Here is a 17231-nt window from a genome sequence, read left to right on the forward strand (position 1 = left end):
GCCGGGCCTGTTGCTTCGCCCCGTCGACCGGTTGGTCGGTGGGGCGAAGTGCTGCGAAGTGGCTGGTGCGGGTGCGGGCCCGGGGCGCTTCGGTGAGGTGGGCGTCGATCCGGGCGAGGTTGATCGCGGCGCCGGTGAGCTGGTGTTGCAGGGCCGTCTTGGCCAGGCCCCGGTAGCGGGATCTGCGCAGGCCGCAGCGCCCGACGGCTTGGGAGATGGTGCCTTCGGCCCCGGCACGGATCTTGTAGCGGGCCTTCCACTCGGCGGTCTGCTGAAGAGCGCGGGTCCGTTGCGGGGCCTGGTGCTCGTCGTGCTGCCGCAGGGTGAGTTCCCTGCGTTCGGCCTTGGGTGAGCTGACGCAGTCACGCAAGGCGGGGCAGTGGCGGCAGTCGGCCGGGGAGAATCTGACCCGGATCACGGGGAGCTGCTGCTGAGAGGCGCGCAGGGCCCACTGGGTGCTGGTGGCTCCGTTCGGGCAGGTGACGTGTTGCCGGTCCCAGTCGATGGTGAAGGCGTCCTGTCCGTAGCCGCCGCCGTTCTTCGTCTGGGCGACGGTGACGGCTTGCAGTGGCCCGTGCAGCTCGATGCCGTGATCGCGGCGGGCGGCCGCGATCTGGGCGGCGGTGGCGTATCCGGTGTCGACCCAGTGCTCGCCGGGCAGGCAGTCCCGGTCGGCGAGGCCGGTGTGGATCGTCTCGCTCATCACGCTGTCGGGGACGGTGGCGACGGTGGTGGCCACGTTCGTGATCAGGTTCGGGGTGTCCGGCTCGCAGGTCTCGGTGAGATGAGCCTTGTATCCGTCCCACAGGATGTCGCGTTTCTTGCTGCCCCTTGCTTCGGGGTCATAGGGGGTGACCAGGCGTGTTGCGCCCGGCGGGCGGTCTTTTGGGGCCCGCCGCCTCACCTCGCCCCCGGTCAGGTGGAAGTGCTGGACCCACATCCGCCGCAGACTCCGACAGTACCGAGAAGTCGAAACCCGGATCAGCCAGTTCCAACGCGAGGGCGTATGTGAAGTCGATCCTGGCCCGCACCGCCTCGGCGGCCTGCCGGTCGGTGAGCCCTTCGACGAACTGCAACACCAGCACCAGCCGCCCCGGTGACCAGGCGGGCTTCCCCCGCGCCGGGAAGAGGTCCGCGAACTCCTCGTCGGTGAACAACGGCCCCAGCTCGTCCCGGACCCGGATGGCCAGGCTCCCCTTCGGGAACGCCGCCCGCGTCACCCGCACCGTCTCCACCGGAAATCTCCCCCGGCCCGCTCGGCTGCACAGACATCGACACCCACCCCATACGACAACGTCGGCTCCCAAGACCACAACCAGGTCTTGGGAGCCGACGTCACGCCCGGGCCCGAATTAACCAACAGCGTCCGGACTTCCGGTGCGGGCCCTTCGACGTACGGGCGAGGTGGCGCGGACCTCAGAGCGAGGCGGCGCCCTGCGGCTGCTGCGGCGGGATGCCCAGCGCGGCCGTGTACTGCGAGAGCACCAGCTTGCCGATCGCCGGGTAGGCCCCCAGCGGCTCGGCGGCGGCGCAGCCGGCCTCCTTCGAGGCGATGTCGAGCAGACCGTCGGCCAGCTCGGGGCCGATCAGGTGCGGGGCGAGCGCCAGGTTCTCCGCACCGGCGGCACGCAGCTGGTCGGCGACGGAGGCGATCGAGCCCTCCTGGTCGAGCGCGGCGGCCATCACCGGGACGGCGAGGCGCGCGGCGAGCAGCATGCCGGTGATCCCGGCGGCCTGGACGGCCTCCTCGCCGCCGACCGTGGCCAGGATGATGCCGTCGGCGGCCGTCGTGACCGTGAACAGCCGGGCGCGGTCGGCGCGGGCGAGCCCCGCCTCGGAGAGACGCACGTGCAGCGCCTCGGCGAGCAGCGGGTGCGGGCCGAGGACGTCGGTCAGCTCGGCGGTGTTGCCCGCGTCCATGACGCCCTGGCGCACCTGGCGCGTCTGGGCGCTGTCCGGACCGGCGAGCAGCGGGACGACGACCGCGGCAGGGCCCGTCGGGGCGGTGACCTCACGGCCGGCGGCCACGGCCAGCTCGTACCGCTCGGTGCGCAGCGCGGCGGCGGCCGTCAGCACGGTCGCGAGCGAGGGGTACTCGGTGTCGTCGCCGTCGAGGAAGGCGATCAGGGCGTCGAGGCCGGGCAGCTCGGAGCGGGCGATGCTCACGACCTCCTCGGCGAGCGAGCGTATGGCGGCGGAAGGCGCGCCGGGCACAGCGAGAACCAGTGCGGGAGCGCCCTCGGGCGCCGCCGCGGGTTCGGGGCGACGGTGCCGCCCGGACTGACGGGGTCGAGGCATTCGTACAGGCAGGCCGGAAGCAGGCCCAGTGGGGGAGCTCATGGCCCGGCATGCTACTGGTTTCGCCCGGCGCGCCGTCGGCTGAGGTACGGTCACGCGCCTTCTGCCCCCCTATGTCCCCCCTTGCCGGTGACAGGGCGGCTTGCACCGCCTCCGACCTGGGAGGATGGCACCGGTCACGCCGCGCCGACGCCGAACAGCCGCAGCAGCGAGGCGTCCTGCGGCAGTCGCGGCGTCCCGGTGGCGAGCGCCGCCGCGAGCGTCATGGCCCCGGCCAGCGGATCGCCCGCAGCGTCCACGGTCCGGGCGTGCGGGAGCCGCTCCCGGAGCGCCGCCCGCAGGGGTACGAGCAGGGGCTCGCCCATCTTGAACAGCCCACCCGTCAGTGCCACCTGCGCCTCCGGTCCCACCGGGCAGACGGCTTCGGCGGCCTCGGCGATGTGCACGGCCGCCCGCGCGAGGATGTCCGCCGCCACCGGATCCGCGGCGGCGCACCGCCCCACCTCCGGGGCGAAGGACGCGAGCACCGCGGGCCGGTCCGTACGGGGGTAGAGGGCGCCCGGCAGTCCCGCCGCCGGCCCGAACAACTGCTCGGCGCGGGCGAGCAGCGCCGCCGAACCGCCGCTCCGCCCGTCGTACGCGCGCATCGCCGCCTCCAGGCCGGCCCGGCCGATCCAGGCGCCGCTGCCGCAGTCGCCGAGGAGATGGCCCCAGCCGTCGGCCCGCCGCCAGGAGCCGAGGTCCGTGCCGAGTGCGATCATGCCGGTGCCGCCCGCGACGACCGCGCCCGGCCGCTGCCCCAGAGCTCCGGCGTACGCCGTGACCGCGTCGGCGGCGAGGGCGAGCCGCCGCACCCCCAGGGCCTCGGCGTACGCCCCCGGCAGCTCAGCCCGCAGTTCGTCCCCGAGGGTCGCCATCCCGGCGGCGCCCACCGCGACCGCGAGGAGCGGACGCCCGCCGTGGGCTCCGGTCAGGGACCGGACGGCGGGAAGGGTCTGGTCCAGGAAGTGCCGGGCGGAGATCCCGCCGGGGCCGGTCCGCACCGGCTCGCGGAAGGCGAAGGTGCCGAGGACGGTGCCGGTCGCCGCTTCGGCGAGGGCGATCCGGAGTCCCGAACCACCGGAGTCGACACCGACGACCAGGCCGTCGGAGGGGGCGGAGGGCTCGGCGGGGGCGGAGGACTCGCTGCGCTCGGTCACGCTGTCACTGTAGGCCGGTAGAGTGACGGACCGTGACAGCGCGACCGTTGAACGAACTGGTGGAGCCCGGCTGGGCGGAGGCCCTCGCCCCCGTGGCGGGGCGTGTGGCGGAGATGGGCGCCTTCCTGCGGGCGGAGATCGCCGCCGGCCGGACGTACCTGCCGTCCGGGGCGAATGTGCTGCGGGCCTTCCAGCAGCCCTTCGACGACGTGCGGGTCCTGATCGTGGGTCAGGACCCCTATCCGACACCGGGGATGGCGATGGGGCTCAGCTTCTCCGTCGCGCCGGAGGTCCGGCAGCTCCCCGGCAGCCTGGAGAACATCTTCCGGGAGCTGCACACCGACCTGGGGATGCCCCGTCCGTCGAACGGCGATCTCACGCCGTGGACCCGTCAGGGCGTCCTGCTGCTCAACAGGGCGCTGACCACCGCCCCGCGCAAGCCGGCCGCCCACCGGGGCAAGGGCTGGGAAGAGGTGACGGAGCAGGCGATCCGCGCGCTCGCCGCCCGGGGCAAGCCGCTGGTGTCGATCCTGTGGGGCCGGGACGCGCGCAACGCCCGCCCGCTGCTCGGTGATCTGCCGGCCGTCGAGTCCGCGCATCCGTCCCCGATGTCGGCGGACCGGGGGTTCTTCGGCTCCCGGCCGTTCAGCCGCGCCAACGAGATGCTGCTCGGCATGGGCGCCCAGCCGGTGGACTGGCGCCTGCCCTGAGGCAGGGTCCGCCCGCCCCGGTGCCTGACCCGGGCCGCACAGATCACCGGCACGTGGCAGGGAGCGCCCCGGCACATGGCCGGGGGTGCTCAGATCACCGCCGCCCGGACACACAGCACGTCCGGCAGGTGCTCGGCGAGGAGCTGCCAGCTGTCGCCGTCGTCGGCGCTCGCGTACACCTCGCCGTTGCGGTTGCCGAAGTACACGCCCGCGGGGTCCGCGTCGTCCGTGCACAGCGCGTCCCTGAGGACCGTGCCGTAGTGGTCGCCGCCGGGCAGCCCCTCGGCCAGCGGCTCCCAGGTCGCCCCGGCGTCGCTCGTACGGTAGACCCGGCACCGCCGTCCCGCCGGGACCCGGTCGGAGTCCGCGGTGATCGGGAAGACATAGGCGGTGTCCCTGCGGTGCGGGTGCGCGGCGACCGCGAAGCCGAAGTCGGACGGGAGCCCCGAGCCGATGTCGGACCAGTGGGCGCCCGCGTCGTCGCTGCGGAAGACGCCCCAGTGGTTCTGGAGGTAGAGCCGGTCCAGGTCGCCCGCGTCCTGGGCGATCTTGTGGACGCACTGCCCGAACTCGGGGTGCGGGTCCGGCAGGAACACGGCGGACACCCCGTCGTTCGAGGGTGCCCAGCTGTCCCCGCCGTCCTGTGAGCGGAACACTCCGGCGGTCGACACCGCGACCGTCAGCGCCGCCGGGTCGCGCCGGTCGGTGACCACGGTGTGCACGGCCTCGCCGCCTCCGCCGGGCACCCAGCGGGCGCGCGTCGGGTGCTCCCACAGCGGGCGGACCAGCTCGAAGGACTCGCCGCCGTCCGCCGACCGGAAGAGGGCCGCCGGTTCCGTCCCCGCGTACACGACGCCGGGGGAGTGCTCCGGTGCCGGGTGCAGCTGCCAGACCCGCTCGAGGGAGGCCCCGGTGTCCTCGGGGAACTTCACGGCGGGCCGCTCCGGCTCCGTCCACGTCCTGCCGAGGTCGTCGGAGTGGAAGACGGACGGCCCCCAGTGGGAGCTGTCCCCGCCGACGAGCAGACGCGGGGTGGGCCCGCGTGTGTCGACGGCGACGGAGTACACCGCCTGCGCGGGGAAGGCCGGATCGTCGAACTCCCATCGGCCGTCGTGCCTGCGGCCGATGAAGAGCCCCTTGCGGGTGCCTACGGTGAGGAGTACGTCGGGCATGGCTGCCACCTCCAGGACGCCGTTGTCGCGGATACGGGCCAGTCTGCACCCGCCCACTGACAACGGCCCCCGGACACTCCCGCGCGCCGCCGCCGGCCCGCGTCCCGCGCGGGACGCCCGGGTCAGATCGCCCAGGCGTACTGCGACGGGGCGTGGGTCGCGGCGCCGAGTTCGCGGGCGGCGCGGCGGGGCCAGGAGGCGTCGCGCAGCAGCTCGCGGCCGAGGAGGACGGCGTCGGCCTCGCCGTTGGCGACGATCTTCTCGGCGTGCTCGCTCTCGGTGATCAGACCGACGGCGGCCACCGGCAGTCCGGTCTCCGCCTTGACGCGGGCGGCGAAGGGCACCTGGTAGCCGGGGCTTAGCGGGATCTGGGCGGGTCCGCCGTTGCCGCCGCTGGAGACGTCGAGGAGGTCGATGCCGTGCTCGCTAAGGAGCGCGGCGAACCGGACGGTCTCGTCGGGCGTCCAGCCCCGCTCCTCCAGCCAGTCGGTGGCCGAGATCCGGAAGAAGACGGGGAGGTCCTCGGGCCAGACCGCCCTGACGGCGTCGACGACCTCCAGGGCGAACCGGGTCCGGTTCTCGAACGAGCCGCCGTACTCGTCGGTGCGGTGGTTGCTGTGCGGGGAGAGGAACTCGCCGATGAGGTAGCCGTGCGCGCCGTGCACCTCGACGACCTGGAAGCCGGCGTCGAGGGCGCGGCGGGCCGCGTCCGCGAACAGGCCGGTGATCTCCCGGATCCGTTCCACCGTCAGCTCGGTGGGCACGGGGTGGCCCTCGGCGAACTCGACGGGGCTGGGGGCGACGGGCTGCCAGCCGGGGCCGCCCTCGGGGACGGGGCCGCGGCCCTCCCAGGGGCGCTTGGTCGAGGCCTTGCGTCCGGCGTGGCCGATCTGGATGCCGGGCACGGTGCCGTGTTCCTTGAGGAAGCCGGCGATCCGCCGGAGGCTCTCGGTCTGGGTGTCGTTCCAGAGGCCGAGGTCCGCCGGGCTGATCCGGCCCTCGGGGGCGACGGCGGTGGCCTCCACGAGGATCAGCCCGGCGCCGCCGGTGGCGCGGGAGCCGTAGTGGGCGAAGTGCCAGTCCGTGGCGACGCCCGCGTTCGGACCGGTCGTCTCCGCGGAGTACTGGCACATGGGCGCCATCCAGACCCGGTTGGGCACGGTGAGGGACCGCAGGGTGTAGGGCTCGAACAGGGCGACGCTCATGACGGACTCCGTTTCGGGGTGCCTGGAAGGACGCTAGTACGATATCTCTCGTAGTACGGGATCTGTCAAACTACGAGAGTCCTCGTACAATGAGCGGTACCCCGGATGAAGTGGAGCCGCCACCATGACGACGACCACCAGCCCCCGCGAGCTGGAACACCCCGAGCGCGACCAGATCCGCCTGGAAGCGGTTCTCCATGCGCTCGCGGATCCGGTGCGCCTGCAGATCGTGTGGGAGATGGCGCGGGAGGGCGTCGGACTGAGCTGCTCGTACTTCGACCTCCCCGTCACCAAGTCCACGACGACCCACCACTTCCGGGTGCTCCGCGAAGGCGGCGTCATCCAGCAGACCTACCGGGGCACGGCGAAACTCAACTCCCTGCGCCGCGACGACCTGGACGCCCTCTTCCCGGGCCTCCTCGACAAGGTGCTCACGGGGGTGGCCGCCCAGGCGGCTCGCGAGGGCGGCGCGATCTAGAAGACTGAGGGCCCTTCGGGTCATGGGCGGCGGCGGTGCGGTCGCGCCGCCGCCCGGCCGAGGAGCCGGCCGGGCGGGCGCGCGAGCTGTCGGACCGTCGGCGCCGTTCCTACAGCGACCGCATCCGGTTGATCTCCGAGGTCTGCTGGGCGATGACGTCGTTCGCCATCTCCTCCACGAGGACGTTGTTTCCCTCGGTCAGGACCTCGGCCGCCATCGTCACCGCGCCCTCGTGGTGCGTGATCATCAGTTTCAGGAACAGCGTGTCGAAGGCCTTGCCCTTCGCCGCGCCCAGTTCCTTCAGCTGGGCCTCGGTGGCCATGCCCGGCATCGAGTGGTGGTCGTGGCCCGTCTGTTCGCGTGGGCCACCGTTGGTTTTCAGCCAACCTTCCATCGCGCCGATCTCCGGCTTCTGCGCCGCCGCGATCCGCTCGGCCACCTTCTTCACCTGGGGGGAGCCCGCCCGGTCCGGGACGAGGGCCGTCATGGTGAGGGCCTGCCGGTGGTGCACGATCATCATCTGCGCGTAGCGGAAGTCCGCTCCGTTGGGGCTCTCGTCGGGGAGCAGGCGTGCGGCCTCCTCCGGGGATATCCGCCGGGCCGGTTCACCCGGCTTCCCCGGCGCCACCACCGTGTTCCCGGTCGACGCCCCGGCCTGCGGGTCCCCCTTGTCGGGAGCCGACTCGCAGGCGGTCAGGGCGAGCACGGCGACGGCGGACAGGGCCACGGCGACGACGGCACGCTGACGGCGGATCAACAACGCGACCTCCAGGTGTTCTTGCGGGGACAGTGACCGTTCCTAGCACTTTTCTCGCGGTGGCCGATCAAAAACCTTCATTACGTCTGCGTTGCCATCTGTTGAGATGTGCACGGCAAGGAAGATACTGCCGGGGTCCAACACCCGTTCAATGCTGAACGGATACCAGGGAGGACGGAGTGACTTCGTTGCGTACCCCGCGTACCCCATCCATCACGCGTGACCCGCGTGCTCGGGTCAGACGTCTGGGCGTGGCATCCGCCGCGGCCGGGCTGCTGGCCACACTGCTCACGACCGGCCCCGCGGCCGCCACCCCCGACCCGGGAGACGCCCTCGTGCAGGGCAAGGTCACCTCGCAGCAGGCGGCCGACGCGCGCTCCGCCATCCAGAGCGGCGAGATACCCGGCGTGGACGAGATCGTCCACAGCTCCAACATCGAGCACCTCGCGAACATCCCCAAGGACGCCCTCCAGAGCCTCAACACGGACCTCGCGTTCCAGGGCAAGTACGCCTTCGCAGGCAACTACGACGGCTTCCGGATCTACGACATCAGCAACCCGAAGGCCCCGAAGAGCGTCGCGCAGGTCCTCTGCCCCGGCTCCCAGAACGACATCTCCGTCTCCGGGAACCTGCTGTTCCTCTCGACGGACTCCTCCCGGAGCGACAACTCCTGCGCCAGCACCACGCAGCCCGCCTCGGTCAAGGAATCCTGGGAGGGCATGAAGATCTTCGACATCAGCGACATCGCCAACCCGAAGTACGTCGCCGCCGTCGAGACCTCCTGCGGTTCGCACACCCACACCCTGGTGCCGAAGCGCAAGGACGTGTACGTCTACGTCTCCTCGTACTCGCCCAACGCCGCGTTCCCCGACTGCCAGCCCCCGCACGACGGCATCTCGGTCATCAAGGTGCCCCGCAAGGCGCCCGAGAAGGCCGCGGTCGTCAACTTCCCCGTCCTCTTCCCGGGCGAGGGCCCGGACGGCGGCGGCAACCCGGGCGGACCCACCAACCCGGGCGTCTCCAAGACCACGGGCTGCCACGACATCACCGTGCTGCCGGAGAAGAACATCGCCGCCGGCGCCTGCATGGGTGACGGCATCCTCTTCGACATCGAGGACCCCGAGCACCCGAAGGTGATCGACCAGGTCCAGGACAACGTCAACTTCGCGTTCTGGCACTCCGCCACCTTCAACCAGAAGGCGAACAAGGTCGTCTTCACCGACGAGCTCGGCGGCGGCGGCGCGGCCACCTGCAACGCCGAGGTCGGCCCCAACCGCGGTGCCGACGGCATCTACGACATCGTCGGCAAGGGCAAGAAGAGCAAGCTCGTCTTCCGCAGCTACTTCAAGATCCCGCGCCACCAGGCCGACACCGAGAACTGCGTCGCCCACAACGGCTCGCTGATCCCGGTCAAGGGCAAGGACCTCATGGTCCAGGCCTGGTACCAGGGCGGCGTCTCCGTCTGGGACTTCACCGACTCGGCCAAGCCCAAGGAGATCGCCTACTTCGAGCGCGGCCCGCTGTCCGCCACCACCATGTCGACCGGTGGTTCCTGGTCCGCGTACTACTACAACGGCTACATCTACTCGAACGACATCGCCAAGGGCTTCGACGTCCTGAAGCTCTCCGACCGCCGTACCGACCCCGCGAAGCGGATCCGGATGGACGAGCTCAACGTCCAGACGCAGCCGGACTACTCCGACTTCGACGACTGACCCGGCCCGTGAAGGCCGGCTGACGGCCTGAACGCCGGCGTGCCGTCGGGCGGACCCCCGCCCGGCGGCACACCCGCCTCCCAGTCCAGCCCGTACCGGTGGAACAGCTCCGACCGCAGCCGCGCGATCGGCATCCCCGCGCCCGGCAGCAGCACCGCCACCACCGCGCCCATCAGCAGGGCGCGCAGCAGCGGATAGTCGGTGTCCACGTCCTCGGAGCCGTACCGCGTGACCGTGTCCCGCAGCAGGAACGCGAGCCGCTGCTGCTCCTCGCACTGCACGAACCCCTCGGCCTGCAGGATGCCCGCCATATGGGTCCGCATCAGCGTGGGGCGCTCCGCCGCCAGGCCCAGGATCGCGTCGATCGCGCGGGCCAGCCGCTCCCGGCCGTCCTCCGTACGAGGCTCCCGCTCCAGCGCCTCCTCCAGCGTGAGGTGCATCAGCCGGTGCACCGCCGCCTGCAGCAGCTGCCGCTTGCCGGGGAAGTAGTACGAGATCAGACCACGTGCCGTGCCCGCCCGCTCCGCGATGTCACCGAGGGTGGTCGCCTCGTAACCCCGGGTGTCGACCAGCTCTGCCGTGGCCTGCAGAATGCGCTCCCGTGACCTGCGGCGAAGCTCTTCATTGACCGATGGGCTACGCGGGGACATGCTGGACTCCTGCGTTGACTGGCTGCCAGCCAATATACTCGGCGCATCCCGTCGGCATGCCCGTGTGGCATCCCGCCGGGGATGCCGTCTGTTCTGGGCGACACGGGGGATCGTCCAGAACAGGCGGCTTCATCGTTCCTCTTCCATTCTGCTCCCGTCGTCGGCGGGAACCGCGCGCCCGTCCCGCCGCTCGCTCCAGCGGTACGTGAGGACCGCCACGGCCACGCAGCACCAGCCGAACAGCCAGCCCCCGAGCACGTCCGAGGGCCAGTGGACGCCCAGGTAGACCCGCGTCCACCCGACCCCCAGGACGGACACGACGGAGGCGCCCGCGAGCGTGCCCCAGCCGCGCCACTCGTCCCGCCAGTGCAGCGAGAGGACCCAGAGCAGCAGCCCGAGGGTCACCGTCGCGGTCATCGCGTGCCCCGACGGGAACGCGGAGTACCGCGCCGAGTCGACCGGATCGACCCAGTGCGGCCGGTCCCGCCCCACCAGCGCCTTCAAGGCCTGCTGGAGCCCCATGGCCAGCAGGCTGGTCCCCACCACCCACAGGGCCATCCTCCGCTTCTTGCGCCACCACAGCAGCAGCGCGGTCGCCCCGGCCAGGGCACGCATCGTCCACGGGTCCCACACCCAGTCGCTGAGGACGCGATTGAGGTGGGTGAACCCGGGATGGGCGACGGCGTGCCGGTGGAGGGCGTCGGCGACCGACCGGTCGAAGGAGAGCAGCGGGGTCCAGCCCACGGCGACGAGCACGAGCAGCAGGACGGCCAGAACCCCGGTGACCACGGCGGAGGTGCGCATGCGTCGATCCTGCCCGACGATCCGCACCGGGCGATCGTCACCCCGGTCCCCGCGCGCCGTCGCGGGCGCCGAGGCGCGCGCCCAGGACGGGCCCGCTGTCGCCATCGGCCGCTATCCCAGTGCGCTGAGCGCCGGCACGAACGCCACGAGGACCGGGACCACCGGCACCAGGGACGCGGCGGCCGTGAGCCGGAGCCGGCGGCCGGCCGTGAGCCGGGGCGCGGCGGTGAGCAGCCGGTTCACCCGCAGCGGAAGGTCCGTGTACGGGCCGGACGCGGGGCCGAACACCCCCCGGTCCTCGTTGAGTTCGACGAGGGCGAGCGCGATCGTCAGCCGCCCGAACCGGCGGGAGGCCACGTCGTCGGCGGCCAGCTCCACCAGCCGGTGCATCTCCCCGCGGAAGGCCGCGAACACCGGGATGCCCGGGAATCCGGCCGCCAGCGCCCCGGAGCAGTGCAGCAGCCAGTCGTGCCGGGCGCGCGCGTGCCCCTGCTCGTGCGCCAGGACCGCGTCCAGCTGACGTCCTTTCAGTCGCCGCAGCGCCGCCGTGGTGATGACCAGCCGGGGTGTCGCCCCGGACATCCACCAGGCGTCCGCCCGCTCGCCCTCCAGAATCACGAGACGCTCGCCGCCCGCCTGTTCGCCGGGCAGCAGGGGCGCGCGGACCAGCAGATCGCAGCGGCGCTGCCGCCGCCGGGCGCGGGCCCCGCTGATCTCGCGGCCCAGCATCGCCCCGGTCCACACCCCGCCGGCCGCCAGGGCCACCGCGAGCACCGCGGACCACGGCCCGGTCGTGCCCAGCTCGTAGGCGTCGACCACCGCGCGCGGAGCGGGGGCGAAGACCTGCCCCCGGACGGCCTGCCAGGCGGTCGACGCGCTGAACGTCATGGAGAGCGCGAAGCTCAGCAGCACGGCGGCGACCACGCACTGCCAGACCCACAGGGCCACCACGGGTTCTCGCTCCACCCAGTCGGCCCGCGACAGCAGCCGGGGGGCCGCGAGGGCGGTCAGGAGGCCGAGCAGGAACAGCGCGAGGGAGACCCACATGGGCGTCACTTTATGAGCGGGATACGGGTCGGGGGTACGGCCTCGCGAAGCAAGTGACGTACGACACGGTTTGGTTGCCCGTACTGCGTGCCTCTGGGTCTCTCTGCGCCCCTCTGCGCCGTGAGGTGCTGACCGTCACCGGCCCGCCCGGCGCCGCCGCGCGCTCACACGGTCAGCAGCATGCCCAGCATCGCGAGTGCCATCGACAGGCGGCAGGCGAGGGTCAGTTCCGGTCGTCTCGCCCAGGCCGGGCCGGCCCCGCCGACGGCCACCGAGGGTGCCCCGGCGGGCACCGGGCCGCGCACGGCCGCCGGTGCCACCACGGGCACGAGTCTCGCGCCCGTGTGGAGCACGTACACCCCGTAGTAGAGGAGAAGCCCGCCCGTGAGCACGGGTATGCCGCCCGCCGTGCCCGCCGTGTGCCCCGCGTGCGCCCCCGCACCGGCCGAGGCCATCGCCACCGCCATGTAGACCATGGCGAGCGAGCCGACCAGATGGTGCAGATGCCGACGGCCGTGCCGGACCGCCATCAGGGCGTGCAGGGCCGCCCCGCCGAACACCGCCGCGTACACCGCCCAGCTCCACTCCGGAGGTGAGAGCACCGCCGCCGGCAGCGCCATGGACGCCATCCCGAAGCCCATCACCGCCTCGGCGCCCGCAGAACGCCGCTCCTCCCCGGCGCACGCCCGCATCCGCAGCAGGCAGTACACCCCCGTCGCCACGCACAGCGCGACCATCAACCACCCCGAAAGGGCCGGTCCGTGCACGGCACACCTCCCCCTCGACGCCGTCACCTCCAGGGAGGCATGCCCGCCACCGGACGGGCACACGCGGGCGCACAGGCGCGCACAGGCGTACGAAGGGGAGTGAACGGCTCGCGTTAGGCTCGGCACGATCGCGCACGACGATCGCCAGCGCCCGAGGGGAGCCCCCGTTCACATGGACACCGCCACGTCGCACGAGACCGGCCGTATCAGCTACCGCGAGGCGGTCCTGGACGATGTCCCGGCCCTCGTCCCGCTCGTCGAGTCGGCCTACCGGGGCGACGCCAGCCGGGGCGGCTGGACCACGGAGGCGGACATCCTCCAGGGCCAGCGCACCGACCCCGAGGGGGTGGCGGCCGTGATCACCGCGCCCGGCAGCCGCCTCCTGGTCGTCGAGCGCGACGGTGAGCTCGTCGCCTGCTGCCAGCTGGAGCACCGGGGTGAGGCCGCGTACTTCGGCATGTTCGCCGTCCGTCCCGAACTCCAGGGCGCCGGTCTCGGCAAGCTGATCATCGCGGAGGCCGAGCGCCGGGTGCGCGAGGCCTGGGACGTGAGCGAGATGCACATGACGGTGATCTCCGTACGCGAGGAGCTCGTCGCCTGGTACGAGCGGCGCGGCTACCGGCGTACCGGGCGGATGACCCCCTTCCCGTACGGCGACGAGCGCTTCGGGCTGCCCCAGCGCGGCGACCTGGAGTTCGAGCTCCTGGTCAAGACACTGGGCTGACTCCGGGCCGCTGCCAGGGCCGGGCCGCATGGCGGAAGGGTGGCTTCAACCCTGACCGACAGGAAAAACTTCTGTCGACAGGGGGGTCACGCAGGATAATTTCTCTTGCCTCCCCTTGTGGTGAAGAACCGTCGATGGTTACGGTGTCTTGACGCGAGGTTCTCCTGTGGAGGAAGAGGCATGACGGAAATTCTTGTGCAGGACGTGACCGGTGGGGGGATATCCACCGACGCCCGGGTGATCGACCACCCCGCCTGGCCCGAGCTCAAGAATGCCGTGGAGGAGATCCGCGTCTGGCAGAGCGCGGACGGCTCCATCGACTTCGAGCGCGAGGGCGCGCCCGCCCGCGCCCTGACCGAGCTGACCCTCGACCGCGTCATCGCCGCGGTCGAGCAGCTCTCCCCGCTCGTCCCGCACGACGGCGCCTACCACCAGGCCCTCGTCTCCGACCTGCGCGCCTGGGGCGGGGGCGGCTTCGCCGTCCCGGACTTCCTGGACTCGCTGCTGGCCTTCCAGCCGGCCGCCGACCGCGTGGACGGGCTCCAGCACCTCGTGCTGTTCCCGATGTACACGCAGAACGGCAACCCGGACCGCAACCTCGAGGCCGTCGTGCTCCGCATGGTGTGGCCGGAGTGGCTCTCCGAGCTGGAGCGCACCCGCTACGACAACCCGCTCTTCTGCGGCATCACGTTCGAGGACTTCACCGCCGGGTACGACACCAACTCGGCCGTCCTCTTCCCGGAGACCATCGCCGTGCGCGAGGCCCCCGAGCGCTTCACCTGGGGCGGCATCTTCTGCGACCGCGAGGCCGCGCGCTTCCGCAAGGTCACCGAGGCCGCAGTCGACACCCTGGGCATCGAGCTGCCTGAGGACATCGCCGCCATGATCGGCGACCAGACCCGCTGCGAGCAGGCCTTCGTGCTCTGGGACATGGTCCACGACCGCACCCACAGCCACGGCGACCTGCCCTTCGACCCCTTCATGATCAAGCAGCGCCAGCCGTTCTGGATGTACGGGCTCGAAGAGCTCCGCTGCGACCTCACCGCCTTCAAGGAGGCCGTGAAGCTGGAGGCCGAGGGCAACGCGCACGGCCGTGACGTGCAGTACGCGGTCCTCTTCGACCGGATGTTCCGCTTCCCGCTCTCCGGCGACCGCAACCGCAACTACGACGGTCTCGGCGGCCAGCTCCTCTTCGCGTACCTCCACAAGAACGACGTGGTGCGCTGGACGGACAACACGCTCAAGATCGACTGGCAGCGGGCCCCCGAGGTCACCAACCAGCTCTGCGCCGAGATCGAGACCCTGTACCGCGACGGCATCGACCGTCCGAAGCTGGTCCACTGGTTCAAGGCGTACGAACTGGTCTCCACCTACCTCGCCCCGCACCCGGGATCGAAGTGGGCCAAGGGTCCCGACGCCCTCGACCTGTCCCTCCCGCCCCGCAAGCTCGTCGACGACGTGCTTCCGGACGAGTTTCCGCTCAGCATGTTCTTTGAGGCCCTCGCCAAGAAGCTGAAGGGCGTGATCGCCGATACGAAGGGGATCACCGCCGCCGACGTCTCGCGGACCGAGCGGGCCGCCGCGTGAGCGCGCGAACCGAGGACACGGAGGAGGCGTCGCCCATGAACGCCAACGGAAACGGCGGGCCGCTCGACGGGGCCGTCATCGCGGTCGCCGGAGCGGCCGGCCCCGCGGGCCGCGCGGCCCTGCTGCGGCTCGCCGAGGCGGGCGCCACGGTGGTCGCGTCCGACGCGGACCCGGCGCGCCTCGCGGAGGCCGTCGACGCCGCCCGCTACGCGCACGGTGGAGCCAAGGTCGTCGGCGACACCGTCGACCTCCTCGACCTGGACGCCACGCGCGACTGGGCCGCCAAGACCGAGAAGGAGTTCGGCCGGATCGACGGCCTGGTCCACCTCGTCGGCGGCTGGCGCGGCAGCGCCTCCTTCACCGAGACGGACCTCGCGGACTGGGGCTTCCTGGAGAAGCTCCTCATCCGCACCGTCCAGCACACCTCGCTCGCCTTCCACGACGGACTGCTGCGGGCCGGCGGACGCGGGCGCTACGCCCTGGTCAGCCAGGTCGGCGCGCACAAGCCGCTGGCCAACAACGCCGCGTACAACGCGGGCAAGGCCGCCGCCGAGGCCTGGACCCTCGCCATGGCGGACTCGTTCCGCAAGCTGGGGGGCGACGACGGCCCGCAGGCGGCGGCTGCCATCCTGGTGATCAAGGCACTGGTGCACGACGCCATGCGCGCCGAACGCCCCAGCGCGAAGTTCGCGGGCTTCACCGACGTGAAGGACCTGGCCGACGAGATCGCCGGGCTCTGGGACAAGCCCGCCCAGGAAGTGAATGGACAGCGTCTGTGGCTGACCCCCAAGCCGTGACCCCGGCCCTCGGCCCCCGGACCGACGCACGTCGTCACCACGACCCGTCGGTCCGGGGATTCGCCAGCGACAACTACGCCGGCGCCCACCCCGAGATCCTCGCGGCGCTGGCCCTCGCCAACGACGGCCACCAGGTCGCCTACGGCGAGGACCAGTACACCGAGCACCTCCAGCGGATCATGCACAGCCACTTCGGCCCCACCGCCGAAGCCTTCCCGGTCTTCAACGGCACCGGAGCGAACGTGACCGCCCTCCAGGCGCTCACCGACCGCTGGGGCGCCGTGATCTGCGCCGAGTCCGCCCACATCAACGTGGACGAGGGCGGTGCCCCGGAGCGGATGGGCGGCCTCAAGCTGCTCACCGTGCCGACCCCGGACGGCAAGCTCACCCCCGAGCTGATCGACCGGCAGGCCTGGGGCTGGGAGGACGAGCACCGGGCGATGCCGCAGGTCGTCTCGATCACCCAGAACACCGAGCTGGGCACCGTCTACACGGTGGACGAGATCCGCGCGATCGTCGAGCACTCCCACGCCAAGGGGATGAAGGTCCACCTCGACGGGGCCCGGATAGCCAACGCCGCCGCCTCGCTCGACGTGCCGATGCGCGCGTTCACCAACGCGGTGGGCGTCGACGTCATCTCGTACGGCGGCACCAAGAACGGCATGCTCTTCGGTGAGGCGATCGTCGTCCTCAACCCGGACGCGGTCAGCCACATGAAGCACCTGCGCAAGCTGTCCATGCAGCTCGCGTCGAAGATGCGCTTCGTGTCGGTGCAGCTGGAGGCCCTCCTCGCGAAGGACCTGTGGCTGCGCAACGCCCGCCACGCCAACGCGATGGCCCAGCGCCTCGCGGCCGGGGTGCGCGAGGTCGACGGGGTGGAGATCCTCTACCCGGTGCAGGCCAACGCGGTCTTCGCCCGCCTCCCGCACGACGTGACCCGGCGGCTCCAGGAGCGCTTCCGCTTCTACTTCTGGGACGAGACGGCCGGCGACGTCCGCTGGATGTGCGCCTTCGACACCACGGAGGACGACGTGGACGCCTTCCTCCAGGCCCTGAAGGAAGAGCTGGCCCGCTGAGCACCACCGGGTGAAGCGGTGCACGGACGTACGGCCGGACGGAAGTCATCGACTTCCGTCCGGCCGTTTCCGCGTGCTCCCCTCGCCGGCGGGCGGGACCATGAGTCGCAGTTCACTGAAGTGCACTATCCAGTGCCCTACACTGGACCTCACCGGCCGTTCCGGACACGCTGCGCGCGGCACCCGACCGGCCGTACCCCTGGCGGACGCTCCCCACGGAGCTCTCCGGCCCCGGACCCCGGCGA

At 72.0% G+C, this 17231-nt stretch carries 16 protein-coding genes and 1 pseudogene; 7 read left to right on the plus strand and 10 right to left on the minus strand.

Annotated elements, in window-relative coordinates; genetic code table 11:
* Nucleotide 1: 1 nt before the first annotated feature.
* The 3 genes and pseudogenes from ABT154_RS24945 to ABT154_RS24955 all read right to left on the minus strand — a co-directional run.
* Nucleotides 2–1272 (minus strand): annotated as a pseudogene (locus tag ABT154_RS24945) (transposase); the annotation flags it as partial.
* Nucleotides 1273–1416: 144 nt separating this feature from the next.
* Complete coding sequence (locus ABT154_RS24950; protein WP_351859185.1) at nt 1417–2340, minus strand: sirohydrochlorin chelatase; 924 nt, start codon at nt 2338–2340, stop codon at nt 1417–1419.
* 134 nt (nt 2341–2474) lie between these two features.
* Nucleotides 2475–3497 (minus strand): N-acetylglucosamine kinase, encoded by a 1023-nt coding sequence (locus ABT154_RS24955; protein WP_351859187.1) that lies wholly within the window; start codon nt 3495–3497, stop codon nt 2475–2477.
* A gap of 32 nt (nt 3498–3529) precedes the next feature.
* Here ABT154_RS24955 and ABT154_RS24960 point away from each other — a divergent pair, with 32 nt between their 5' ends.
* On the plus strand, nt 3530–4207 hold the full coding sequence (locus ABT154_RS24960; RefSeq protein ID WP_317876464.1) for a uracil-DNA glycosylase: 678 nt from the start codon (nt 3530–3532) through the stop codon (nt 4205–4207).
* An 89-nt stretch (nt 4208–4296) separates the two neighbouring features.
* Here ABT154_RS24960 and ABT154_RS24965 read toward each other — a convergent pair whose 3' ends face one another.
* Both ABT154_RS24965 and ABT154_RS24970 read right to left on the minus strand, forming a co-directional pair.
* The gene (locus ABT154_RS24965; RefSeq protein WP_351859189.1) at nt 4297–5379 is read right to left on the minus strand and encodes a WD40/YVTN/BNR-like repeat-containing protein; all 1083 of its coding nucleotides are present in this window, start codon (nt 5377–5379) and stop codon (nt 4297–4299) included.
* Between the two features lie 122 nt (nt 5380–5501).
* Nucleotides 5502–6584 carry an NADH:flavin oxidoreductase/NADH oxidase gene (locus tag ABT154_RS24970; RefSeq protein WP_351859191.1) on the minus strand — a complete coding sequence of 361 codons (1083 nt, stop codon included), beginning with the start codon at nt 6582–6584 and terminating at the stop codon, nt 5502–5504.
* 124 nt (nt 6585–6708) lie between these two features.
* Here ABT154_RS24970 and ABT154_RS24975 point away from each other — a divergent pair, with 124 nt between their 5' ends.
* Entirely contained in the window at nt 6709–7062 is a 354-nt protein-coding gene (locus ABT154_RS24975; protein ID WP_351859193.1) for an ArsR/SmtB family transcription factor, read from the plus strand.
* 109 nt (nt 7063–7171) lie between these two features.
* On the opposite strand, the gene ABT154_RS24980 is transcribed toward ABT154_RS24975, so the two are convergent.
* On the minus strand, nt 7172–7822 hold the full coding sequence (locus ABT154_RS24980; RefSeq protein ID WP_351859194.1) for a DUF305 domain-containing protein: 651 nt from the start codon (nt 7820–7822) through the stop codon (nt 7172–7174).
* A 176-nt stretch (nt 7823–7998) separates the two neighbouring features.
* On the opposite strand from ABT154_RS24980, the gene ABT154_RS24985 reads away from it, so the two are divergent.
* The gene (locus ABT154_RS24985) at nt 7999–9534 is read left to right on the plus strand and encodes an LVIVD repeat-containing protein (protein WP_351859196.1); all 1536 of its coding nucleotides are present in this window, start codon (nt 7999–8001) and stop codon (nt 9532–9534) included.
* On the opposite strand, the gene ABT154_RS24990 is transcribed toward ABT154_RS24985, so the two are convergent.
* The 4 genes from ABT154_RS24990 to ABT154_RS25005 form a co-directional block, all read right to left on the minus strand.
* Nucleotides 9513–10184, minus strand: coding sequence for a TetR/AcrR family transcriptional regulator (locus tag ABT154_RS24990; RefSeq protein ID WP_351859198.1), 672 nt, complete (start codon nt 10182–10184; stop codon nt 9513–9515). The two genes, ABT154_RS24985 and ABT154_RS24990, sit on opposite strands and share 22 nt — an antisense overlap.
* Nucleotides 10185–10313: 129 nt before the next feature.
* Complete coding sequence (locus ABT154_RS24995; protein ID WP_351859200.1) at nt 10314–10988, minus strand: phosphatase PAP2 family protein; 675 nt, start codon at nt 10986–10988, stop codon at nt 10314–10316.
* Nucleotides 10989–11099: 111 nt separating this feature from the next.
* Nucleotides 11100–12035: a M56 family metallopeptidase gene (locus ABT154_RS25000; RefSeq protein WP_351859202.1), complete on the minus strand. Its 936-nt coding sequence runs from the start codon at nt 12033–12035 to the stop codon at nt 11100–11102.
* 164 nt (nt 12036–12199) lie between these two features.
* Complete coding sequence (locus tag ABT154_RS25005) at nt 12200–12802, minus strand: DUF5134 domain-containing protein (RefSeq protein WP_351859204.1); 603 nt, start codon at nt 12800–12802, stop codon at nt 12200–12202.
* Nucleotides 12803–12974: 172 nt separating this feature from the next.
* On the opposite strand from ABT154_RS25005, the gene ABT154_RS25010 reads away from it, so the two are divergent.
* From ABT154_RS25010 to ABT154_RS25025, 4 genes are all read left to right on the plus strand, one after another.
* Entirely contained in the window at nt 12975–13526 is a 552-nt protein-coding gene (locus ABT154_RS25010) for a GNAT family N-acetyltransferase (RefSeq protein ID WP_351859205.1), read from the plus strand.
* A 180-nt stretch (nt 13527–13706) separates the two neighbouring features.
* The gene (locus ABT154_RS25015) at nt 13707–15113 is read left to right on the plus strand and encodes a DUF6421 family protein (RefSeq protein WP_351859207.1); all 1407 of its coding nucleotides are present in this window, start codon (nt 13707–13709) and stop codon (nt 15111–15113) included.
* A gap of 35 nt (nt 15114–15148) precedes the next feature.
* Nucleotides 15149–15910 carry an SDR family NAD(P)-dependent oxidoreductase gene (locus ABT154_RS25020; RefSeq protein WP_351859209.1) on the plus strand — a complete coding sequence of 254 codons (762 nt, stop codon included), beginning with the start codon at nt 15149–15151 and terminating at the stop codon, nt 15908–15910.
* Complete coding sequence (locus ABT154_RS25025; protein ID WP_351859265.1) at nt 15907–16986, plus strand: threonine aldolase family protein; 1080 nt, start codon at nt 15907–15909, stop codon at nt 16984–16986. Before ABT154_RS25020 ends, ABT154_RS25025 begins: the two co-directional genes overlap by 4 nt.
* The last annotated feature ends 245 nt before the right edge of the window (nt 16987–17231 follow it).

Source organism: Streptomyces sp. NPDC001728 (assembly GCF_040297565.1).
Classification (GTDB): domain Bacteria; phylum Actinomycetota; class Actinomycetes; order Streptomycetales; family Streptomycetaceae; genus Streptomyces.